The following is a 23,052-nucleotide window of genomic DNA, read 5'->3' on the forward strand; positions in this document are numbered from 1 at the left end:
CCGTGCGCTCGACAGCAAGCCGTGCACTCGGTGAAGAGGCGCGGGGGCGGGGTGCGCGCAGGGCGCGGTGCGCGGGGCGCGGGCGGGAGCGCCGAGTACACGCGAACTCGCCGAGTGCACGGGAACTTCACGCGGAGAAGCCGTGCACTCGACGAGAAGCCGTGCACTCGGCGAAAAGGCGGGCGGGGCGGGGCGGGGCGGGCGGGTCAGAGGGAGGGAGGGAGGGCCTGGGGAGAGACCGGGCGGAGCCGGCCGCCCGTCGCGGCGAACCAGCATCCGACGATGATCAGCGGGAAGCCGAGCAGCAGGCCGGGGGTCAGCGGCTCCGCGAGCACGATCGCCCCGAGGATGATCGCGACCACCGGGTTCACGTAGGTGAACAGCGGGGCGCGCACCGGGCCGACCTCGCGGATGAGGGCGAAGAACGCGAGGAACGCCACCGCGGTGCAGATCACGGCGAGGGCGAGCAGAGCGCCGAGCGACGGCAGCGTGGGGACCTCGTGCTGCGTCAGCAGACCGATGGGGAGGTAGAAGATCCCGATCATCAGCAGCGAGAGCGTGATCGTGCCGAGCGACGGCACATCGTTCAGCTTGCGCGCGACGATGAACGGCGCGGTCGCATAGAGGACGGCGACCAGGAGCACCTCCCCCGCCGCGAGCAGGCTCACCTCGCCGCCGAAGAGTCCGGGCCCCGCGACCACGACCGCGACGCCGATGAAGCCGACGAGGAGTCCGATGCCCCGGGCGGGACGGAGCACGCCGCGGTCACCGCCGCCGAGGGCGATCAGCGCCGCGAACAGCGGCACCGTGGCGACGAGCAGCCCGGTCATGCCGGAGGGCAGCGTCATCTCGGCGTGGCCGAGCAGCAGGAACGGACCGGCCATCTCGACCGCACCGAAGGCGAGCACCCACGGCCAGTGCTTCAGCGCCGCACGCAGCGCTCCGCTCCGGATGGCGAACGGCAGCAGCAGCAGCGCCGCGATGAGGGTGCGCCCTGCCACGATCGCGGGCGGCGAGATGGATTCGACCGCGACGCTGATGAACAGATACGGCACGCCCCACAGCAGCGCCATGGCTCCGAAGAGCAACCAGCCGCGACGCGAGAAGCCGCCGCTCGCGTTCACAGGATGCGCCGGCCCTCGAAGGCGCGACCGAGGGTGACCTCGTCGGCGTATTCGAGGTCGCCGCCGACGGGCAGCCCGGAGGCGAGCCGGGACACCGTGATCTGCATGGTCGTGAGCAGCCTGCTGAGGTAGCTGGCCGTCGCCTCGCCCTCGAGGTTGGGGTTGGTGGCGAGGATGACCTCCTGCACCGTGCCGTCGGCGAGACGCGTCATGAGCTGGGCGATGCGGAGATCGTCCGGCCCGATGCCCGCGATCGGGCTGATGGCGCCGCCGAGCACGTGGTAGAGCCCGCGGAACTCCCTCGTGCGCTCGATGGCAGCGACGTCCTTCGCATCCTCGACCACGCAGATCAAGGCCTGGCTGCGGCGCGGATCGCGGCAGATGGCGCACCGCTCCTGCTCGGCCACGTTGCCGCAGATCTCGCAGAACCGCACGCGGGTGCGGATCTCGCCGAGCAGTTCGGCGAGACGCGCGACGTCGAACGTCGGCGTCTGCAGGATGTGGAACGCGATCCGCTGGGCGGACTTCGGGCCGATGCCGGGGAGCCGACCGAACTCGTCGATCAGCTCCTGAACGATGCCGTCGTACATCAGTTGAACCTCGTCGGGGGCTCGTAGGGCTCTTCGCGAAGGAACGTCGCGCCGAGCACCTGGCGGATCACGGCCTCACCGTAGCGCTGCACTCCCCCGACCGTGGGGGCGCGCTCGATGACGACCGGCGCGGCGGCCGCCGCGCGCTGCTGCGCCTGCGGTGCCGGTCGCGCGGCGCGCTCGGGCGGGGCCTGACGGGACACGGGCGGCTCGTACGACGGATCGTAGGGCGGCTCCTCGTCGTACGCGGGTGCCTCGTCGTCGCCGGGCAGCGGCGGCTCGTCACGATCGACCGCACCGTCGGACGGCGGCACCGGGGCGGACGCCGCGGCCTCGACCTCTTCGGGTTCGTCGTCGACCGGGAGCGGTGCCGAGGGGGCGGGCGGACTGCCCTGCGGCTCCTCCCGTGTCGTGGGGATCGGCGCCACGGCCCATTCCGTCACCGCGGAGGCGGCGGCACCATGGACCTGCGGACGGGAGGGCCTCGCTGACGCAGGCTCCGATGCGGGAGCGGAGTCGGCGGGCGCCGAGGGCCCGGATGCTGCGGGCTGTCGCGGCGCACCGCCGGCGGGCATGGGCGCGGGCAGGTACTTCACCCGGACGCCGAGTTCCTGCTCGATCGCGGAGCGCAGGTGGTCGGACGGGCCGGACCCCGGGGTCGTTCCCTTGAACTTCGCGACGTCGTGCTGGCTCGTGAATCCGAGCGTCAGGACCTCGGTGTCGGTCACGTAGGCCAGCGGCTGCACGGCCGTGGCGAGCAGCCAGGAGGTGCGGCTGATGTCCTCGAGCCGGGTGAGCACGGCGGGCCAGGACGAGCGGATGCGCTCGAACGTGACCGGCCCCTGCGGGGCGGCCGGCTCTGCGGGTTCAGCAGCGGGCTCTGCAGCGGCGGGTTCTGCGGAGACGGGTTCTGCGCGCGTGGGCTCCGGCGCGGCGGGCTCCGGAGCGGTGCTGACACCCGCAGCCGGCTCGGCGACCGTGCTCTGCTCGACGGGTGCGGAAGCCGTAGGCACCGCAGCTGCAGGAGCAGGCGCGGCGGGAGCAGGCGCGGCGGGAGCAGGCGTCGCGGGCGCCGGAGCCGACACGGTCGGGGCGGGCGCGACCGGTGCGGAGGCGCGCGCCGGAGCGGCGGCGCGCTCGGCCGCGGGTACCGGCACGGCCGGTGCGGCATCGGTCGCGCCGGCGAGCACGCGGGCCACCATGAGCTCGAGGTGCAGGCGCGGCGATGTCGCGCCCGACATGTCGTCGAGGGCGGCGCTGACCACATCGGCCGTGCGCGAGAGTCGCGCCGAGCCGAAGGCCGTGGCTTGGGCGCGCATGCGCTCCAGGTCGTCTTCGGCGATCCCGCGCAGCACCGCCGAGGCACCGGCGCCGACGGCGGCGATCACGATGAGGTCGCGCAGACGCTCGAGCAGGTCGTCGACGAAGCGGCGCGGGTCCTGACCGGTCTGCACCACGCGGTCGATCGCGGGGAAGGCGGCTGCCGCGTCTCCCGCGGCGAGCGCATCGACGATCTCGTCGAGGAGAGCCGCGTGCGTGTACCCGAGCAGGGACACGGCGCGGGCGTAGCCGACCGTGACCGTCTCGGAGCCGGCGGGCGCGTCGGATCCGGCGATCAGCTGGTCGAGCAGCGACAGCGTGTCTCGCGGGGAGCCACCGCCGGCGCGGACGACGAGCGGGAGCACGCCCTGCTCGACGATCACGCCCTCCTCGGCGCACAGCTTGGCGACGTACTCGAGCATCGCGGCGGGCGGCACGAGCCGGAACGGGTAGTGGTGCGTGCGCGAGCGGATCGTGCCGAGGACCTTCTCGGGCTCGGTGGTCGCGAAGATGAACTTGACGTGCTCCGGCGGCTCTTCGACGAGCTTGAGCAGCGCGTTGAAGCCCTGCGGCGTCACCATGTGCGCCTCGTCGAGGATGAAGATCTTGTACCGGTCGCGGCTGGGGGCGAACGTCGCCCGCTCGCGCAGGTCGCGCGCGTCGTCGACGCCGTTGTGGCTCGCCGCGTCGATCTCGACCACGTCGAGCGAGCCGCCACCCGCGCGCGAGAGCTCGACGCAGCTCGGGCAGACGCCGCAGGGCACGTCGGTCGGTCCCTCGGCGCAGTTCAGGCAGCGCGCCAGGATGCGCGCGGACGTGGTCTTCCCGCACCCGCGAGGACCGGAGAACAGGTAGGCGTGGCCGACCCGGTCTCCGCGCAGCGCCGTCATGAGCGGATCGGTCACCTGGGACTGCCCGATCATCTCGCCGAACGTCTCGGGTCGGTAGCGGCGGTAGAGGGCTGTGGTCACCTCACCAGCCTACGGCGTGCCACCGACCTTCGGCGGGCCCGAGCGTCAGTCGAGGGTCTCGATCACCGGGATCGTCGTCGTGATCACCGGGACGGAGGCGGACATCCGCGTTCCGTCCTCGCGGCGGGCGTCGGCGAACTGGCGCAGCGTCGGGCGCCCGGGGATCAGGGGGCCCTGATCGGCGAGCGGCACGACGACCTCGTCGTCAGTGGTGGCGATGTACGCGGTCTCGCGCACGCTGAACGGGACCGGGGGTCCGCTGCGCACCTGCACGCGCAGCTCCTCCTTCGTGACCGTCACGTACAGATCGGACCCCTGCCACTGCAGCGGGAACGACAGCGACGGCCAGGCCGAGGGCAGACGCGGGTCGAAGCTGAGATCGCCCGCGTAGTCGCGCATGCCGCCGAAGCCGCACACCAGAGCGGTCCACACGCCGCCGGCAGACGCGACGTGCACGCCGTCGGCCGCGTTGTGGTGCAGATCGTGCAGGTCGACGAACAGCGACTGCTCGAAGTACTTCTGCGCGAGGTCCTGGTACCCCACCTCGGCGGCGAGGATCGACTGCACGACCGCCGACAGCGTCGAGTCGCCGGTGGTCAGCGGGTCGTAGTAGTCGAAGTCGGCCTTCTTCTCCTCCGGGGTGAAGTGATTGCCCTGGAGGAACAGCGCGAGTACGACGTCGGCCTGCTTGAGCACCTGGAACCGGTAGATCACCAGCGGGTGGAAGTGCAGCAGCAGCGGTCGCTGCTCGGCCGGGGTGTTCGCGAGATCCCAGACCTCGCGCTCCAGGAAGAGCGAATCCTGAGGGTGGATGCCGAGGCCCTCGCTGTACGGGATGTACATCGCCTCCGCCGCCCGATCCCACGCCTCGGCCTCGCCGGGGCCGAGGCCCGTGCGGTCGACCAGCTTGACGTAGTCGTCGGGGTAGCTCTCCTTGATCTCGCGCACGATCTTCGCCGCGTAGCGGAGGTTGTAGCGCGCCATGACGTTCGTGTAGAGGTTGTCGTTCACGACCGTCGTGTACTCGTCCGGCCCCGTCACACCGTGGATGTGGAAGGTCTCGATCCCGTCGCCGGCACCCGTCTCCCCGACGAGGCGCGCGGCGCGCCAGAACCCGAGGGTCGCCCACAGCCGCGCGGTCTCGATCGCGATGTCGGCACCCTCGCGCCGCAGGAACTCCTCGTCCCCCGTCGCCCGGACGTACTTGCCCAGCGCGAAGCTGATGTCGGCGTTGATGTGGTACTGCGCGGTCCCGGCCGCGTAGTACGCCGAGGCCTCCTCGCCGTTGATCGAGCGCCAGGGGAAGAGCGCCCCGGCCTCGTTGAGCTGTGCGGCGCGGCGACGCGCGGCGGGCAGCATCTTCACCCGCGCCCGCAGCGCGTTGTACGCCCACCGCGGCGTCGTGTAGGTCAGGAACGGGAGCACGTAGATCTCGGTGTCCCAGAAGTAGTGGCCGCTGTAGCCGGAACCGGAGACGCCCTTGGCCGGGACTCCTGCGCCGTCGGCGCGCGCCGAGGCCTGCGCGAGTTGGAACAGGCACCAGCGCGTGGCCTGCTGCAGGTCGTCGCGCTCGCCGATCCGCACATCGCTGCGCTCCCAGAACGCGTCGAGCCACTCCCGCTGACGCAGGAACACGGTCTCGACGCCCTCCTGCGCGGCGCGGTCGAGCGACCGGCGGCAGCGGTCGACGAGCTCGCGCGGCGGCACGCCGCGCGAGGTGTGATAGCTCACGAGCTTCGTGACCGTGATCGGCACCCCGGCCTTCGCCTGCACGCGGAACACGTTCTTCGCGATGTCCGGCTCCACGAGGGTGCGGGCGTTGTACTCGTTCTCGGTCTCGACGATGTGATCGGCGACCACGGCGACCGTCATACCCGAGTCGGCGACGCGGTACGACAGCGCGGAGCGCATGCCGTCCTGCCAGTGCTCGGCCGGTTCCAGGACGCGGTCGGCGATCTTCTCGGCCTTCCGGGGGTCGAAGGCGGCGGCCTTCGTCCCGATCGGGGTGCCGGCGTAGACGCCCGCGCCGTCCTGACGGTTGAGCAGCTGGCAGCTGATCGTGACCGGGGCGTCGGCATTCTCCACCACGACCTCGAGGCGGAGGACCGCGAGATGGCGCTCCTCGAAGCTCACGATGCGCTCATCGCGCATGCGCACGCGCTTGCCGGACGGGGTCTCCCACACGACGTGGCGCTCCAGCACACCCGTGCGCAGGTCGAGCGTGCGCCGGTACTCGCGGATGTCGGCGTCATCGAGCGAGATGGGCTCGTCGTCGACGTAGACGCGCATGACCTTCGCGTCCGGAGCGTTGACGATGGTCTGCCCGACCTCGGCGAACCCGTAGGCCTGCTCGGCGTGGCGGATCGGCCAGGTCTCGTGCAGCCCGTTGATGAAGGTGCCGTGCTCCTGCGCGCCGCGACCCTCGATGTGGTTGCCGCGCAGGCCCAGGTAGCCGTTGCCGACGGAGAACAGCGTCTCGCCGACGCCCTCCTCCGAGTAGTGCGTGTCGATCAGGCGCCACGGGTCGACGGGGAAACGGTCGCGGTCGATCACTTCGACTCCCTCCGGTCGCTCAGTACGTCGCATGCGGTCTCCGGGGTGTCGGTGCGGGAAGGAGGAAGGAAGACGGCGAGGTCGTCGACCACGACGGTCGCGCCGGCGGCACGCAGGGCGTCGGCACCCGTGCCACGGTCGACGCCCACCACGGTCGCATAACCGGCGGCGGCGGCGGATGCGGCGCCGGAGGTGGCGTCCTCCACGGCGACGGACCGCGCGGGGTCCACCCCGAGGGCGACGGCACCGGCGGCGAACATGTCGGCGGCGGGCTTGGAGGCGAGACCGTCGCGCTCGGCCACGACGCCGTCCACCACGATCCGGAAGTACGAGCGGATGCCGGCGGCGCCCAGCACCTCTTCGGCGTTCTTGGAGCTCGAGACCACGCCGAGCGGGATGCCGGCGGCATGCAGGCTCTCGACCAGGGCGAGCGATCCGGGATACGGCGCGATGCCCGTCCCGCGGAGCGAGGCGGCGAACGCGGCGTTCTTGCGGTTGCCGATGCCGCAGATGGTCTCGGCGGACGGGTCGTCGTCGACCTCGCCCCAGGGCACCTCGACGTTGCGGCTGCGCAGCAGGCTCGCGACGCCGTCGTAGCGCTTCTTGCCGTCGACGTAGTCGTAGTAGTCCGCGTCGGTGTACGGCGGAGTGATGTCCCAGCGGGCGAAGACGTCGTCGAACACGGTCTTCCAGGCGCGCATGTGCACCTCGGCGGTCGGTGTGAGCACGCCGTCGAGGTCGAAGAGCACGCCGTCGGCGTGGAACAGGTCGGGCAGTGCTTCTGGCACAGTGCCTCCAGGAGAAGGTCGATCGTCGGGCCGGCACCTCTCCGTGCCACTGTGCAAGCGTAATGCGATGCCGCGCCGGCGGGTAACCCCCGCGGGTGGATCAGAGCAGCTCGGCGGTCTGCCGGGCGATCTGCAGCTCTTCGTCCGTCGGCACCACGAGCACCGTCACTGCGGACGAATCCGTCGAGATCCGCCGGATGCCGCGATCCCTGGCCTCGTTGCGCGCCGGGTCGATCTCGACCCCCGCGAAGCCGAGCGTCGCCATCGCGGCGGCCCGCACCGGCGCCGCGTTCTCGCCGACGCCGGCCGTGAACGAGATGACGTCCACTCCCCCGAGCTGCGCGATGTACGCGCCCGCGTAGGCGCGCAGCCGGTGCACGTACACGTCGAAGGCGAGGACGGCCGCCTCCTCCCCCGCCGCGACCCCGGCGAGGATGTCGCGCATGTCGCTGCGCCCGGCGAGACCGGCCAGGCCGCTGCGGGTGTTGAGCAGCGCGTCGAGATCGTCGATGGAGAGGCCGGCGCGGCGCGACAGGTGCACGAGCGCCGCGGGGTCGAGGTCGCCGGACCGAGTGCCCATGACCAGCCCCTCGAGAGGGGTGAGCCCCATCGAGGTCTCCACCGAGCGCCCGCCGTCGATCGCCGTCACGGACGCCCCGTTGCCGAGGTGGAACACGAGCTGTCGGAGGTCGCCCAGGTCACGCCCGAGGAACGCCGCCGCGGCCTCGCTCACGTACTGGTGACTCGTGCCGTGGAAGCCGTAGCGGCGCACCCGATGCTCCGCGGCGAGCGCGGCGTCGATGGCATAGGTGTACGCGGCGGGCGGGAGCGTCTGGTGGAACGCGGTGTCGAAGACGGCGACGTGCGGCACCTCGTCGAACACGGCGCGCGCGGCGAGGATGCCGGCGAGGTTCGCGGGGTTGTGCAGCGGCGCGAGCACCGCGAGCTCGTCGATCTGCCGCTCCACGTCGGCGTCGATCAGCGTCGGCGCGTAGAAGCGTGCACCGCCGTGCACCACGCGGTGTCCGACGGCGACCGGCCGGTGCTCCTCCAGGGAGGGGCCGTGCGCGGCGAACTGCTCGCGCATGATCTCGAAGGCGGCGGCATGATCGGCGATCGGACGCTCGTCGCGATACGTCGCGTCGAGCAGGGTCGGCATGGCGTCGCCACCCGCCTCGGGGCGCACCGTGTGCGCGACGGGGCTGACCTCCTGCCCGATGCGCTCGATCAGTCCGCTCGCGAGCAGGTTCTCCTGCTCGATGTCGATCAGGCTGTACTTCAGCGAGGAGGAGCCGCTGTTGATGACCAGGATCGCGCTCATGCCGCATCCCCTGTCCGCTCGGCGCCCTGCGCCTGGATCGCCGTGATCGCGACCGTGTTCACGATGTCGTCGACCAGCGCCCCGCGCGACAGGTCGTTGATGGGCTTGTTGAGGCCCTGCAGCACCGGTCCGATGGCCACGGCGCCCGCGGAGCGCTGCACCGCCTTGTAGGTGTTGTTGCCCGTGTTCAGGTCGGGGAACACGAACACGGTCGCACGCCCGGCCACCGCCGAGTCGGGCAGCTTGGCCTTGGCCACCGCCGCGTCCGCGGCGGCGTCGTACTGGATCGGCCCCTCGACCGGCAGCTCCGGCGCCCGCTCGCGTACCAGGGCGGTCGCGGCGCGCACCTTGTCGACGTCGGCGCCCGATCCGGACTCGCCGGTCGAGTACGACAGCATCGCGACGCGCGGATCGATGCCGAACTGACGGGCGGTCGTCGCCGAGGAGATCGCGATGTCGGCGAGCTGCTCGCTGGTGGGATCGGGGATCACGGCGCAGTCGCCGTAGACGAGCACCCGGTCGGCGAGCGCCATCAGGAACACGCTGGAGACCACGTTCACGCCCGGCTTGGTCTTGATGATCTCGAAGGACGGGCGGATGGTGTGCGCCGTCGTGTGCGCGGCACCGGACACCATGCCGTCGGCGAGGCCCAGGTGGACCATCATCGTGCCGAAGTACGACACGTCGGTCACGGTGTCGGCCGCCTGCGCGAGCGTGATGCCCTTGTGGGCGCGCAGGCGCGCGTACTCGGCCGCGAAGCGCTCGACCAGCGCGGGATCGGTGGGGCTGAGCACCTGGGCGGCGGCGATGTCGACGCCGAGCTCGACGGCACGCGCGCGCACCGCCGCCTCGTCGCCCAGGATCGTGAGGTCGGCGACCTCGCGGGCGAGCAGCGTCGCCGCGGCGCGCAGGATCCGGTCGTCGTCACCCTCGGGGAGCACGATGCGGCGGCGGTCGGTGCGGGCGCGCTCGATGAGTCCGTACTGGAACATCAGCGGCGTCACGACGTGCGCCGTCGCGAGCCCGAGCTGCTCGGTGAGCTCCGCGATGTCGACGTGCGCCTGGAACAGCCCCAGCGCGCGGTCGTAGCGGGTGCGGGAGTCGGCCGAGATCCGCCCCCGGGTGCCCATCACCCGCACCGCCGTGTCGTAGGTGCCGAGGTCGGTCGTGATGATCGGGACCGAGGAGGCGAATCCGTCGAGCAGCCGCGCGATCGGCTCCGGCAGCGGGAACGGTCCGTTGAGGATGATCCCGGCGATGCGCGGGAAGGTGCCGGACGAATCGGCGAGCAGCGCGGCCAGCAGCACCTCGGTGCGGTCGGCGGGGATCACCACGACCGCCTCCTCGGTGAGGCGCGGGAGCACGTTCACCATGGACATGCCGGCGACGACGATCGTCAGCGCCTCCCTGGTGAGCCGGTCGTCGTCGCCCTGGAGGAGCTTCCCGTCGACGGCGGCGAGGATGCCGCGGATCGACGGTGCCACCAGGGCGCGGTCCTCCGGGATCGCCCACACCGGGGTGCGGTCGTCGGGGAGCACGGCGTGCACCGCGTCGATGATCCCGTCCAGAGCATCGGGGTCGGCCCTGTTCACGGCGACCGCGAACAGCTCCGCACGCTCCTCGACGAGCTCGGAGAGCGCGAGCGCGGCGATCTGCCCGACGGCGGCGGCGGCCCGTGCGGTCGTGGTGCCGAGCTGCTCCGCCTGACGCTGCTGGTCGCGCCCGCTGAGCACGAGCAGGACGGGAGCGCCGAGGTTCGCGGCGATGCGGGCGTTGAATCCGAGCTCGGCGGGGCTGGCGACATCGGTGTAGTCGCTGCCGATGATCACGACCGAGTCGCACTGGGCCTCGACGGCCTTGAATCGCGCGACGATCGTCGACAGCGCCCCCTCCGGGTCGGCGCGGACGTCGTCGTAGGTGACGCCGATGCAGTCCTCGTAGTCGAGGTGCACGCCGTCGTGCGCGAGCATCAGCTCGAGGATCTCGTCGCGCGCGGTGACCGAGCGCGCGATCGGGCGGAACACCCCCACGCGCGGCGACACGCGCATCAGGGCGTCGAGCGTACCGAGGGCGATCGTCGACTTGCCGGTGTGTCCTTCGGCCGAGGTGATGTAGATGCTCTGCGCCACGGCTTCAGCTTAGGCGGGCGATCGATGGCTCCGCCCTGGACGGCACCGGGTCAAATGCGACGGCGTCAGTCGCACGGACCGGACAGCGCATCGACGACGGCCGTGGCGTCGGCCTGGAACCGTGCGTAGTAGTCGCGATCCGTGTTGATCTGCACGCGGTGGATCGCGTGCGAGGGCTCCATGCCCTGCCAGTCGGGCAGCCGTCCCAGCCGGTCGTAGAACAGCGTGGTCGCCGTCGCCGGGTCCATCCGCTGCTCGGCGCTGCCCCACCAGTCCTGCTGCTGGAACAGGCCGATGCTCGTCGTGCGCGATCCGTCGGGGTTCGTGAACCCTCTCGTCTCCCAGTCCCCGTAGTCGATGTTGCGGAGGCTGCTCTCCCCCATCGCCGTCATCACCCCGAGGATCTGCCCCTCGCGGGGGAAGCCGAGCGCGGACGCGGTGCGCACGATGGTCGCCGCGTTCTCCAGCTGCTCGCCGCTCCATCCCTCGACACCCGCCTCGGGGAACGTCTGCGGTCGGTCGATGCAGACGGGTGCGGGGTCGCGAGCGAGTCCCAGCGGGATGAGCGCGAGCAGCCCGCCGAGGACGACCACCGCACCGGCCGAGAGGAGTACCCGCTGCAGGATCCTCCGGCGGCGCAGGCGCGTCGCGGCCTGGCGTCGGGCACCCGGCCGGCGCCGTCTCGAGGCGCTCTTCCTTCGCGCCGCGGGCTTCTTGGCGGCAGGCTTCTTCTTCGTCGCGGGTGAGCGCTGGGGCCGCGACCTCGCGCGCGCGGCGCTCATGCCGTCAGGGCTCCGCGATCCGCGCGGGGTCTGCGTCCGAGGAGAGCGGCGACGCCGCCGCCGATGGCCCCGAACAGGTGCCCCTGCCAGGAGACGCCCTCGGCAACCCCGAAGACGCCGGCGAGCATCGTGCCGCCGTACACTCCGATCACCACGACCGCGATCACGGCGTACAGGATGCGGTGCGCCACCCGCCCCGGGGCGAAGACCCGCATCACCACGTAGCCGAAGTAGCCGAACACGAGACCGGACGCGCCGACGGTCAGCGTGCCGGGAGCGTTCACGACCCAGGTGCCGATGCCGCCGACGAGCGCGACGACCGCCGTGACCGCCCAGAACCGCCGGGCTCCCTCGACCGCGACCAGACAGCCCAGCACCAGGAAGGGCACGGAGTTCGCGATGAGGTGCTGCCAGCTCGCGTGCAGCAGTGGTCCGAGCACGATGCCGCCGAGTCCCGTGAGATCCCACGACCGCAACCCGAAGCCGGTGAACGAGCCGGGGAGGACGGCGTCGGCGAACTGGACGACCCACATCGCGACGAGCAGCAGCACCGGCGAGGCGAATCGGCCGAGCGGATGCTGCGCCTGCGGCGGCGGGGTGACGGTCACCGGACGATTGTCTCAGGTGCGACCGACGATTCGGCTGGGCGTGCCTCGACGCGGTCGCCCGCGAGGACGGCGCCGATGTCCGGGCAAAGAAAATGACTCTCCGCGCACCCAGCAGAGCCCGGTTACCCTTGCTGCGTTTCCGCCCTGGGGGAATTGGCCTGGATGCCGCCACGCGGAGAGCCGTCAACCATCCTAACCCGACCGTGTCGGGTGCGATGACACCACCCGACCGTTTGACAGACTGGGCGGGTCATGGATGCTCTCGCCCTCCCCCTCTCGTCGTGGCGGTTCGCGGGCACCCTGCGCACGTATCAGGCCGAGGTGCTCGAGCGGATCCCGGCGGGGACGGACGAGAAGATGCACATCGTCGCGCCGCCCGGGTCCGGCAAGACGCTGCTCGGGCTGCTGCTCGCCGCGCGCGAGGGACATCGCACGCTGGTGCTGGCGCCCACCGTCACCATCCGGCAGCAGTGGCTGCGCACCGCTCAGGAGCTCGCCCCCGATGCCGGCTCCGTGTCGGACGACCCGCAGTCCCTCGGGGACCTCACGGTGCTGACCTATCAGCTCCTCAGCGTCACCGGCGACGGCTCGCCCTTCGAGGAGCTGGCCCGACGCCAGTGGATCGCGGAGCTCGCCGACACCGATCGCTCGGAGGCGGATGCCGCGACCTGGCTCGCGGTGCTGGAGACGGACAACGCCGGGCAGTACCGGTCGGGGATCCGACGACGCGTGCGCGGCCTCCGCCGCCGGTTCGCCCAGCAGCGGCCCGAAGAGCTCGCCCTGGTCCTGCATCCGAACGCCGTCGCGCTCATCGATGCGATCGTCGCTGCCGGGATCCGCACGATCGTCCTCGACGAATGCCACCACCTGCTCGACCACTGGGCGCTGGTGGTGGCCTATCTGACGGCCCGCATCCGCGCCACGGGGACGACCCCCGTCGTGATCGGACTCACGGCCACGCTCCCCTCCCCCGACGACGAGACCGAGTACGAGAACTACTCGCAGCTGCTCGGCGACGTGGACTACGAGGTGCCCGCCCCCGCGGTCGTGAAGGAGGGGCATCTCGCGCCCTACCGGGACCGGGTGTGGTTCACGGAGCCGGAACCGGCCGAGGCGGCGTTCATCCGTCGGCACGAGTCGCTGCTGGAGGATCTGGTGCTGCGGGTGCTGTCCTCGGCGGACGGCATCGCGTATCTGGAGGAGCAGCTGCAGCCGGCGGCCGACACGGCGCCGGGACCGACGGCATCCGCGGAGCCCGATCCGGAGCTCGCGCGGCGGGTGGCTCTCGAGCGCGCGCTGTCCGCGGACTTCGCCCTGACCCGCTCCGCGGGAGTCGTGCTGCGGGTCGTGGCGCCGACGCATCCGCTGACGGCCCTGCTTCCGCCTGTGCTGTTCGGCCGCTGCACGACCGACGACCTCCTCACCGTCCTGACCCGGTTCGCCCAGACGAAGCTGCTGACCGATCCGACGGCTCGCGGCCAGTGGGAGTACGTGCGACGCGCACTCGCCGACTTCGGGCACCACCTGACCGACCGCGGGCTCCGGCGCGGCCGCAACCCGGTGGAGACGACCCTGACGTACTCGGCGTCGAAGGACCGCGCGGCGATCGACATCCTGCACCGGGAGCTGGCGGGCGACTCCGCCGAGCACGTGCGGGCCGTGGTCGTCACCGACTTCGTCGAGCACGGGAACCATCGCGGCCTCGCGGGAGAGCCCGCCGGCGCCCTGCGCGTGTTCGACCGCCTCATCGCCGACCGGGTCACCGGAGGGCTGCGTCCGGTCCTGCTCACGGCACGGCATCTGCGGGTGCGCGCCGAGGACGCCGACGCCATCGCCGAGCAGCTGCAGTCCCTGCTCGGATCCGACGTCACGGTGATCCGCACCCCGGGCCCGAGTAGCGACCTCCAGGTGGCCGAGGCGGGGCGCGGCCGCCTGGTCGCCGCCGTCTCCGAGCTGATCCGCCGCGGATCCGTGCGCGTGCTCGTCGGCACCCGCGGGCTCCTCGGCGAGGGCTGGGACTGTCCCTCGGTGAACACCCTCATCGACCTCACCGCGGTCGCGACGAGCGCGGGCACCCAGCAGCTGCGCGGACGCACGCTGCGCCTCGATCCCGCGTGGCCGGGCAAGGTCGCGCACAACTGGTCGGTGGCCTGTCTCGTCCCGGCCGCGGTCGACCTCGACAGCCCCGCGGAGATGCAGCGCCTGCGCCGCCGGCACGGCCACCTCTGGGGCCTCAGCGCCGACGACGACACCCGGATCGTCTCCGGTCTCGAGCACGCGCTCCCGCCGACGGCGATCATCGCGCTCGACGCGGTGATCGACAAGACCGACGGCGCCGCGATCGGCAGGATCAACGACGAGACGCTCTCCCGGCTCCGCAGCAGGGCGCAGACCGCGGAGGACTGGCGGGTCGGCGAGCCCTGGGTGTCGCAGGAGCGCGACGTGGTGTCGATCCGCACCTCCTCCGCGGCGCAGATGCTGCGCACCGGACCGACCCTCGGCGCTGCCGTCCCGCTGACGTTCGGCGTCAGCGGGGTCGGTCTCGCCGCGGGCATGGGAGCGCTCGGTGCGGTGGGCGCCCTCTCGCTCCCGGTCGGCGCGGGCATCGGCATGGCAGCGGTCGGCGCCCTCGCCTCCACCGCGATCCTCTGCGGCTCGAGCGTGCTGCGCGCTCTGCGCACGCTCCGCGACCCCGCCTCGCTGTACCGCGGCGCCGCGGTCGCCGTCGCCGCGGGCCTGCACGACGCCGGGCGCATCCGGGCACTCGGCCACGGCACGATCGAGGTGCACAGCCAGGGCGGCGACGAGTTCTGGATCGAGGTCTCCGGCACTCCGCGTGAGCGCCGTCTGATCGCGGACGCCGTGCAGGAGCTGTTCGCGCCCGCCGAGAACCCCCGTTTCCTGCTCCGGGTAGACCAGGGGGTGTTCGGCGGTTCCGGCCCCCTGGCCGACGGACTGCGCTCCCTGGTCGACCGGGCGGTGCCCGGGCGACGCCTGCTCCCGGTGCCGAAGTCGCTCTCCCGCCGCCGGGCCGACGCCGAGGCGTTCGCCGAGCGCTGGCGTGCCGCGGTCGGCCACGGCGAGCTGCACGAACTCCAGGGGACCACGGGGCTCGCCCTGCTGCAGATCGCCCGGAGCACGCCGAGCCTGCTGGACCGCTCGGAGCCGCGGCGTCGGGTGTGGGGCTGACCCCGCGGCTGACCCCGGGCGCCCTCATCCTCAGGGGAGGTTGCCAGAGCGACGCCCGCTCCACAGCGTTACGATCGAGTAACGCGCACCGCAGCGCCGACGTGAGAGGGAACGCATGCCAGAGAACGCCCCCCTGAGCCCGGTGACGATCGACGCCGAGAAGTTCGCCGTGCAGACGTCGGCCATCCTCGGCTCCATCGGCCAGGTGATCGACGGCAAGCCGGATGCCGTGCGCAGCGCCCTGGTCTGCCTGCTGGCCGAGGGGCATCTGCTCATCGAAGACGTCCCCGGGGTCGGCAAGACGATGCTCGCCCGGGCTCTGGCCGCGAGCGTAGACGCGACCGTGCGTCGCATCCAGTTCACGCCCGACCTGCTCCCCGGCGACGTCACGGGCGTCTCGGTGTACAACCCGGTCGACCGGGAGTTCGAGTTCAAGCGCGGCGCCGTGTTCGCGCACATCGTCATCGCCGACGAGATCAACCGCTCCTCCCCCAAGACGCAGTCCGCTCTGCTCGAGGCGATGGAGGAGGGCCAGGTCACCGTCGACGGCGCCACCCACCTGCTCCCCTCGCCCTTCCTGGTCGTCGCGACCCAGAATCCGCTCGAGATGGAGGGCACCTACGCGCTCCCCGAGGCACAGCGCGACCGGTTCATGATGCGCATCTCGATGGGTTATCCGGATGCCGCGGCCGAGGCGCTCATGCTCCGCCAGCGTGACGTCGTGAGCCCGCTCGCCGCCGTGACGCCGGTCGCCGATGCCGCATCCATCGCCCAGCTCATCGCGTGGGCGCGTTCGGTCCACGTCGCCCCCGCGCTCGAGGAGTACGCCGTCGCCCTCGCGCAGGCCACCCGCTCCGACCCGAACCTCCACCTGGGCGCGAGCCCTCGGGCGACGCTGCAGCTGATCCGGGCCGCCAAGGTATGGGCCGCGCTCGACGGGCGCGAGTACGTGATCCCCGACGACATCACGGCCCTGCTCATCCCGGTCCTCGCGCACCGCCTGCTCCCCGCCCGCGGAGCCCACCGCGCGGGTGCACAGCCGGTCGAGGCCGCGCTCACCCAGATCGTCGAGCGGGTGCGCGTGCCCGTCGCGACCCGTTCCTGACCGAGCCGCTCATGCGCAGACGCCGATCCCTCACCAGCCGCGGCGCCGGTGCGCTCGTCGCCGCGCTCTGCTGCATGATCGCCGCCAACGTCGCGGGCGCCCGCATCCTGCTCTACATCGGGATCCTGCTGGCCGCCCTCACCCTCTTCTCCCTCCTCGCCGTCCGCCTCCCCCGGCGTTCCGGCACCGTGACCCGCCAGATCTCCACCGACCTGTTGACGGTGTCCGAGACCTCCCGCGTGACGGTGCGGTTCTCCCTGCGCGCCCTGCGCGTGCCCCGCGGTCTGTGGCGGGACGTGCTGCCCGACGCGGTCTCCGGAGACGCCGGCGGCGACTATCCCCCGACGAACGGCCAGCTCAGCTACCAGATCACCGGCATCCGTCGCGGCGTCTGGCCGCTCGGTCCGCTGATGCTGCGCACCGTCGACCCGTTCGGGCTGGCGCAGCGCGAGCAGTCGTTCGGGGACACCCGGAGCGTGACGGTCGTCCCGGAGGTGTTCGCCCTCGCCCCGCTCGCCGTGCGCGTCGGCGCCGCCGGCGGGACCGCGCACACCTCGTCGACCCGGCTCGGCCAGGGCAGCGACAACCTGTCACCGCGCGGCTACATCCCCGGCGACTCGATGCGTCGCATCCACTGGCGGGCGACCGCACACCGCGGACAGCTCATGGTGCGCCAGGAGGAAGAGGAGTCGAGCCCGGACGCGGTCGTCGTGCTCGACCGCAGCAGCCGCGGCTGGGACGCACCGGGCTCCGAGGCGGACCCGGCGTTCGAAGCGGCCGTCTCGCTGTGCGCGTCCGCGGCCGTGCACCTCGCCGCCGAGGGTTACAGCGTCGACGTGATCGACAGCGCGGGCGGCCTGCTGGGTGAGCTGCGCGGCCATGAGGACGACCGCGACGGTCTGCTGGTGGCCCTCGCGATGGTCGCTCCGCGGGGCGACAGCCGCGATCTGGCGACGCTCATCGGGGGAACGCCGCCCGGCCCGCTCGTGTACATCACCGGTCGCCTCGACGAAGAGGACGCGGTCCTGCTGCGTCCGGCCGGAGCCACCGCCCCCATGCTGTTCAGCGCGGATCTGCTGCCCGGCGCGGCCGAGGCCGCGGCCCCGCACGGCTGGACCGTGGTCCCGCTCGGCGCCGACATCGCCGAGGCGTGGGAGGACGCGGTGTCCGCGCGGATCGGAGTCGGCGATGTTCCGCGCTGAGCAGTCGCGGTCCGCGCCGGCCGCACCCTCTGCTCCGCAGTGGCATCGCGACCGCGAGGAGCGGACGGGGGTGGGCGGCCCCGGAGTCCTGGCCGCCACGGCCGCGCTCGTGGCGATGTGGCCGTTCACGTCGGTGATCTCCCCGGGCGGATGGTCGATCACGGTGCTCGGCGTGATCATCGTCGTGGCCGGCACCGGGATGCTCGCCCGGCACCTGCTGCGACGACGCACCCCCTGGATCAGCGATCTCCTCACGTTCGCGGCGCAGGTCCTGGCCACCATCGCCCTCCTGACCATGCTCATCGCGGGCCCGACCGCGATCCTCGGGATCTTCCCGACCGCCACCACGCTGGCCCTGTTCGGAGCGCTCGGCGCCGCGGCCGGGGAGGCGGTCGTGTTCGGCTCCGCACCGCTGGATGCCACGCCCGCACTCGCCGCCGTCATGGGAGCGGGGTTCGCGCTCGTCGCGATCCTGCTCGATCATCTCGTCGCGCATCGCTCGGCGGTGCTGGCCGTCCTGCTGACCGGCGCCATCGGGGCGATCCCGATGATCGTCACGCTGGGCGAGACCAACATCTTCTGGTTCGTGCTGTTCGGCGTGATCGCCCTCGTCCTGTTCCGGTACACCGCGAGGCGGCATCCGGAATCGCCCCGCAGCTCCTCGGTCCCCCTCGCCGTCACCGTGGGGGCCGCCGCCCTGGTGACGACCCTGGTGATCGCGCCGGTGCTGCCCGTCGCCTCGAACGTGGCCGGCACCGGGGTCGGCGTCACGGTCGACGCCTCGCTGCGCCTGGGCGACGACCTGCGCCAGCCCAACCCGGTCGAGGTGCTCACCGTGGCCGAGGAGGGCGACTCCGCTCCGTACCTGCGCCTGACCACGCTCTCCCGCTTCGACGGTCGCGTCTGGCAGCCGGACCGCGGCAACCTCCAGTCGCAGGACGAGGGCTTCGGCGCACCGGAGTGGGGCGAGGGCATCACGGTGGAGGAGCAGAACACCTCCATCCGGGTGCTGCGGATGTCGAGCTCGTGGCTGCCCGTGCCGTACCCCGCCACCGCGGTGCAGGGGCTCACCGGCTCCTGGCGCGTCTCCCCCGACAACCGCACCCTCTTCTCCCGCAGCGCCGACGCCGTGGGCAACGACTACACCGTCACCTCGTCGCGCCCTCTCCCGACGCTCGAGCAGATCCGTGCCCTCGACGCGGCCGCGCCGACGGTCGACCCGGATGCCGAGCCGGTCGAACTCCCCGCGATCATCGGCGATCTCGCCTCCGAGGTCACCGCGGACGCGAGCACCGACTACGACCGCCTCGTGGCCCTGCAGAGCTGGTTCCGCACGCAGTTCGCGTACTCCCTGGAGACGCCGGTGGAAGAGGGCTTCGACGGCACCGGCGCCGAGGCCGTCGCACAGTTCCTCGAGGTGCGACGGGGATACTGCGTGCACTTCGCCGGGGCCTTCGCGCTGATGGCGGAGAGCCTGGGGATGCAGGTGCGCATCGTCGTCGGCTACCTCCCGGGCACGCTGACCGACGAGAAGCGCGGTGACGAGTCGGTCTTCTCGGTGACCAGCGACCAGCTGCACTCCTGGCCCGAGGTCCTGTTCCCCGGTGTGGGCTGGGTGCCGTTCGAGCCGACCGCGTCGCTGGGCGTTCCCACCGCGTTCCGCGCCGGAGTGACGCAGGGCGGCGGTCCGGACACCCCGACGAGCCCCGCCCCGACCACCAGCCCGCAGGCCGAGCAGACCCCTGGGGCAGAGGTCGACCGCGGCGACCCGGGCAGCGAGTCGGCCGGCGGCAACGGGCAGCGCCCCCTCGACGCGATGCCCGTCGTGTTCACCGCGCTCGGCGTCGTGGTGCTGCTCCTGCTGCCGGCGCTGATCCGTCTCGTGGAGCGTCGCAGCCGTCTGAACCGCGCCCGCCGCGGTGATCCGGCCGCGGCCTGGGCCGAGCTCCGTGACACGCTCATCGACCTCGAGCTGCCGGTGTCCGACGCCGACACCCCGCGGGTCCGCGCAGCCGGACTGGTGCGGGGGAGCAACGCGGATGCGACGGCGCTGCGACGACTGACCGATGCCGTCGAGCAGGCCAACTACGCACGCTCCGGTGAGGAGCCGACCGATCTCGCGGTGCCGCTGCGCGAGGTGCTCGCCCAGCTGCACCGCAGCGTCGACCGACCGACGCGGGTGCGCGCGGCGCTGCTGCCGCGCTCGCTCTACGCGCCGCGCGCGGCCGAGCCCGGTGTGACCGTCTGATCCGCCGGCAGGGGCTCGTGGTCAGGCGGCGTGGGCGTCGCAGGCGACGGCCACGCAGGCTTCGCACACGACGAACTGCGATCGGCAGGACGGGTCGGGGCAGTTCGCGGTGCGCTTGGTGGGCGCCCCGCAGCCCGCGCACTCCCCGATGACCGCAGCGTGGTCGGAGAAGTCGACCGAACCCCGTCCGTCGAAGACGTAGAGCGATCCGTCCCAGAGGCCGTCGTCGCCGTACTTCTCCCCGTACCGGACGATGCCGCCCTCGAGCTGGTAGACCTCGCCGAACCCCCGGGCCGTCATGAGGCTCGACAACACCTCGCAGCGGATCCCTCCGGTGCAGTACGTGACGACGGGCTTGCCCTTGAGGTCGTCGTAGGCGCCGGAGTCGAGGAGGCGGACGAAGTCCCTGGTGGTCTCGGTGTCGGGCACGACCGCGCCGCGGAACCGTCCGATCTGCGCTTCGAGGGCGTTCCGGCCGTCGAAGAACACCACGTCCTCGCCGCGCTCGTCGATCAGCCCGTGCAGCTCCTCCGGGGTCAGTCGTGTGCCGCCGCCGACGACACCGCCCTCGTCGACGCGGAGCTCGCCCGGTGCACCGAAGGAGACGATCTCGTCGCGCACCTTCACGCTGAGCTTCGGGAAGTCGAGGCTGCGGCCGTCGGCATCCAGCCCGGTCCCGTCGCTCCACTTGATGTCCGCGTCCGCGAACGGCGCGTAGGAGCGGAAGGAGCGCCGCCACTTCTTCAGCGCGGCGATGTCACCGCCGAGCGTGCCGTTGATGCCGTCCTTCGAGATGAGCAGTCGTCCGCGCAGGCCGAGTGCTTCGCCGAGATCGCGCTGCCAGACCCGCACGGCCTCGGGGTCGGCCAGGGGTGTGAACGCATAGAAGAGGACGATCTTGGGGGTTGCCACCCAGGAATCCTACGTGGAGTCGCCGCGTGCTACGTCACATCGCGGTTCATGAACGAGGCCCCTCCGACGGCGAGCGCCGCCAGCACCCAGCCGCTGGCGACCAGCACGGCCAGGGGGCTGTCGAGGCGGTCCTCCGGCAGGATCCCCACGACCGAGAGGTCGAATCCGAAGGCCTCGAGCAGTGCGAGGAGCGGGAGGTAGACGGCACCGGCGCCCCAGAACATCGCGACCAGCATCGCCGCGCCCATCGACAGGGAGGCCACGAAAGGAGCCACGAGATGGGCCTGGACGATGATCCCCAGTCCCATCCCCCACAGGCCCGCAGCGGCGCCGACCGCGAGGGTGGCTCCGAAGGACCGCCCGTCCACCGGAACGCCGCCCATGGCCACGGCGAGCGCCGTGTGGCCGCCGAGGACGCCGGCGAGCGCGACGCCCGCACCACCGAGCGCCGATGAAGGCGCGCGGACCAGCAGCAGCGTCCACCGATGCTGCATCGTCAGCCGCTGCGCGATGACGCCGTCCCGCAGATCGAGGGTGTGGCGGAAGGCACCGTAGACGGCCGCGAGGATGGCTCCGTACGTCGCGAGCACGGCGCTGAACGGGGCGGTGAGCGCCGCTCGCGCGTCCGCCGGCGCCGCCGCGAACTCCGGAGGGATGCTCGTCGCCAGGGACAGCGACAGCACGAAGGCCGCGACCGCCATCCCGAGCAGGACGACGTCGCCGACGAAGCCGCGCGCCTGAGCACGAACCGCCCGATCGATCACGCGACCCTCCGGCGTCCCCGGATCCAGGCGACCGCGGCCAGTCCGACCGTCCACGCGAGCGCGACGCCGAGGGCGGGCACGACATCGAGCAGGCGGTCCTGGTATCCGGGAACGCTCACGGCGGCCAGCGCCAGCCCGGGCGAGAACCTCGCCACCTCGGGGGCCGTGCGTAGCAGCGCGAACTCCACGACCATCGGGAGGATCAGGACGAGGGCGGCGGTCACGTAGTAGCTGCGGGTGAGCCAGCCGATCGCTCCCCCGATGAGGGCGCCGAGCACCGTGCCGACGAGCGCGCCGGCATAGATGCGCCACGCATCCGGGGTGAGAACGAGCGCGAGCCCGTCCTTCCTCAGGAGGAGCGAGACGCCCGCCGTCCAGACGACGAAGATGCCGATCGACAGCGCGACCGCCGTCACGGCACCGGCGACGAGCTTGCCCGCGAACGCCCGTGGGAAGCCGACGCCGACGAGCGTCCTGTCCATCGAGCCGTAGTAGTACTCGCGCGTGACGGCGTAGGCGCCGTCGTAGGCGGCGGCGATGGCGCACCACGCGAGCGGTTCCAGCAGACGCGTGGTGGCCGCACCGGCGTCGAGGCCACCGAGGCCGAAGCGCGACCCGTCGGAGAAGAGCACGAAGACGGGCAGGAGCAGGGCGACGAGGTAGACCGCCAGGAGGGAGATCCCGCTCACGGAGCGCAGCACCTCGCTGCGGATGACGCCCCTCATGCCGACGCTCCCTCGACGAGATCGAAGTACTTGCTCTCCAGCGAGTCGGCGTCACTCGTGACGAGGTCGCCGAGCCGCCCGGCGAAGAGCGCACGACGCTTGATGACGACGACCTCGTCCACCACCTGCTGCAGCTCCGCGAGCTGGTGGCTGGCGAGCAGCACGGTGCCGCCGCGTTCGGCGTACCCGCGGAGGAACCGTCGCAGCCAGCGGATGCCGTCGGGGTCGAGCCCGTTCGCCGGCTCGTCCAGGATGAGTGTTCGCGGGGAGCCGATGAGGGCGGTCGCCAACCCGAGCCGCTGGACCATCCCCGTCGAGAACGACTTCACGCGGCGACGGGCGTCCGCGGCGAGCCCCACCTCTTCGAGCACCTCCTCGACTCGTCCGCGCGGTGCGCCGGTCGCGAGGCGGCAGATCTCCAGGTGTCGCCGCGCCGAGATGCCCGCCTCGAAACCGAAGCCGTCCATGTGGACGCCGACGTGCGCCGCCGGGTTGTCGAGGGCGGAGAACGGCGCACCATCGATCAGGCTGTCGCCGGCCGTCGGCAGGAGCAGACCGACGATCGCCCGGAGCGTCGTCGACTTGCCCGCACCGTTCGGACCCAGCAGGCCGACGATCGACCCGCGCGGCACGGCGAAGGACAGGTCTTCGACCGCGGTCCGGTGACCGTACCTCTTCGTGAGTCCTCGGACTTCGATCGCGTGATCGTTCATCTTCATCC

The 23,052-nt window shown here is 72.2% G+C and carries 17 protein-coding genes and 1 other RNA gene; 4 read left to right on the top strand and 14 right to left on the bottom strand.

Translation table 11 applies throughout. The annotated features are described in order from the left end of the window. Positions 1-206: 206 nt before the first annotated feature. The 10 genes from MME74_RS13450 to ffs all read right to left on the bottom strand — a co-directional run bounded on the left by MME74_RS13450 (position 207) and on the right by ffs (position 12,371). Positions 207-1,124 (bottom strand): DMT family transporter, encoded by a 918-nt coding sequence (locus MME74_RS13450; protein ID WP_267415561.1) that lies wholly within the window; start codon positions 1,122-1,124, stop codon positions 207-209. Further along, positions 1,121-1,714, bottom strand: coding sequence for a recombination mediator RecR (recR, locus tag MME74_RS13455; protein ID WP_267415562.1), 594 nt, complete (start codon positions 1,712-1,714; stop codon positions 1,121-1,123). The genes MME74_RS13450 and recR overlap by 4 nt, the downstream gene beginning before the upstream one ends. Then, positions 1,714-4,005, bottom strand: a complete 2,292-nt coding sequence (locus tag MME74_RS13460) for a DNA polymerase III subunit gamma and tau (RefSeq protein ID WP_267415563.1) — start codon at positions 4,003-4,005, stop codon at positions 1,714-1,716. The genes recR and MME74_RS13460 overlap by 1 nt, the downstream gene beginning before the upstream one ends. A gap of 45 nt (positions 4,006-4,050) precedes the next feature. Further along, positions 4,051-6,558 carry a glycoside hydrolase family 65 protein gene (locus tag MME74_RS13465; RefSeq protein ID WP_267415564.1) on the bottom strand — a complete coding sequence of 836 codons (2,508 nt, stop codon included), beginning with the start codon at positions 6,556-6,558 and terminating at the stop codon, positions 4,051-4,053. Continuing rightward, on the bottom strand, positions 6,555-7,346 hold the full coding sequence (locus MME74_RS13470) for an HAD family hydrolase (protein ID WP_267415565.1): 792 nt from the start codon (positions 7,344-7,346) through the stop codon (positions 6,555-6,557). Before MME74_RS13470 ends, MME74_RS13465 begins: the two co-directional genes overlap by 4 nt. 100 nt (positions 7,347-7,446) lie before the next feature. Next, entirely contained in the window at positions 7,447-8,667 is a 1,221-nt protein-coding gene (locus MME74_RS13475; RefSeq protein WP_267415566.1) for an acetate/propionate family kinase, read from the bottom strand. Continuing rightward, positions 8,664-10,796, bottom strand: coding sequence for a phosphate acetyltransferase (gene pta, locus MME74_RS13480; RefSeq protein WP_267415567.1), 2,133 nt, complete (start codon positions 10,794-10,796; stop codon positions 8,664-8,666). Before pta ends, MME74_RS13475 begins: the two co-directional genes overlap by 4 nt. A gap of 65 nt (positions 10,797-10,861) precedes the next feature. Further along, entirely contained in the window at positions 10,862-11,578 is a 717-nt protein-coding gene (locus MME74_RS13485; RefSeq protein WP_267415568.1) for a hypothetical protein, read from the bottom strand. Next, positions 11,575-12,186, bottom strand: coding sequence for a rhomboid family intramembrane serine protease (locus MME74_RS13490; RefSeq protein WP_267415569.1), 612 nt, complete (start codon positions 12,184-12,186; stop codon positions 11,575-11,577). The genes MME74_RS13485 and MME74_RS13490 overlap by 4 nt, the downstream gene beginning before the upstream one ends. Before the next feature lie 88 nt (positions 12,187-12,274). Further along, an RNA gene (ffs, locus tag MME74_RS13495) (signal recognition particle sRNA small type) lies at positions 12,275-12,371 on the bottom strand. Between the two features lie 67 nt (positions 12,372-12,438). Here ffs and MME74_RS13500 point away from each other — a divergent pair. From MME74_RS13500 to MME74_RS13515, 4 genes are all read left to right on the top strand, one after another. Continuing rightward, positions 12,439-15,375 (top strand): DEAD/DEAH box helicase family protein, encoded by a 2,937-nt coding sequence (locus tag MME74_RS13500; RefSeq protein WP_267415570.1) that lies wholly within the window; start codon positions 12,439-12,441, stop codon positions 15,373-15,375. A 115-nt stretch (positions 15,376-15,490) separates the two neighbouring features. Continuing rightward, positions 15,491-16,480, top strand: a complete 990-nt coding sequence (locus tag MME74_RS13505; protein WP_267415571.1) for an AAA family ATPase — start codon at positions 15,491-15,493, stop codon at positions 16,478-16,480. A gap of 11 nt (positions 16,481-16,491) precedes the next feature. Beyond that, complete coding sequence (locus MME74_RS13510) at positions 16,492-17,682, top strand: DUF58 domain-containing protein (protein ID WP_267415572.1); 1,191 nt, start codon at positions 16,492-16,494, stop codon at positions 17,680-17,682. Then, positions 17,669-19,930 carry a DUF3488 and transglutaminase-like domain-containing protein gene (locus tag MME74_RS13515; RefSeq protein ID WP_267415573.1) on the top strand — a complete coding sequence of 754 codons (2,262 nt, stop codon included), beginning with the start codon at positions 17,669-17,671 and terminating at the stop codon, positions 19,928-19,930. Before MME74_RS13510 ends, MME74_RS13515 begins: the two co-directional genes overlap by 14 nt. Positions 19,931-19,951: 21 nt before the next feature. On the opposite strand, the gene MME74_RS13520 is transcribed toward MME74_RS13515, so the two are convergent. Genes MME74_RS13520 through MME74_RS13535 form a run of 4 tightly spaced genes read right to left on the bottom strand, consistent with a single transcriptional unit; the run spans position 19,952 to position 23,050 of the window. After that, on the bottom strand, positions 19,952-20,842 hold the full coding sequence (locus MME74_RS13520) for a rhodanese-related sulfurtransferase (RefSeq protein ID WP_267415574.1): 891 nt from the start codon (positions 20,840-20,842) through the stop codon (positions 19,952-19,954). Between the two features lie 29 nt (positions 20,843-20,871). After that, the gene (locus MME74_RS13525; RefSeq protein WP_267415575.1) at positions 20,872-21,606 is read right to left on the bottom strand and encodes a hypothetical protein; all 735 of its coding nucleotides are present in this window, start codon (positions 21,604-21,606) and stop codon (positions 20,872-20,874) included. Then, complete coding sequence (locus MME74_RS13530) at positions 21,603-22,331, bottom strand: ABC transporter permease (protein WP_267415576.1); 729 nt, start codon at positions 22,329-22,331, stop codon at positions 21,603-21,605. The genes MME74_RS13525 and MME74_RS13530 overlap by 4 nt, the downstream gene beginning before the upstream one ends. Then, positions 22,328-23,050: an ATP-binding cassette domain-containing protein gene (locus MME74_RS13535; protein ID WP_267415577.1), complete on the bottom strand. Its 723-nt coding sequence runs from the start codon at positions 23,048-23,050 to the stop codon at positions 22,328-22,330. Before MME74_RS13535 ends, MME74_RS13530 begins: the two co-directional genes overlap by 4 nt. Between the last annotated feature and the right edge of the window lie 2 nt (positions 23,051-23,052).

It is taken from the genome of Microbacterium oxydans (assembly GCF_026559675.1).
Lineage (GTDB): Bacteria > Actinomycetota > Actinomycetes > Actinomycetales > Microbacteriaceae > Microbacterium > Microbacterium oxydans_D.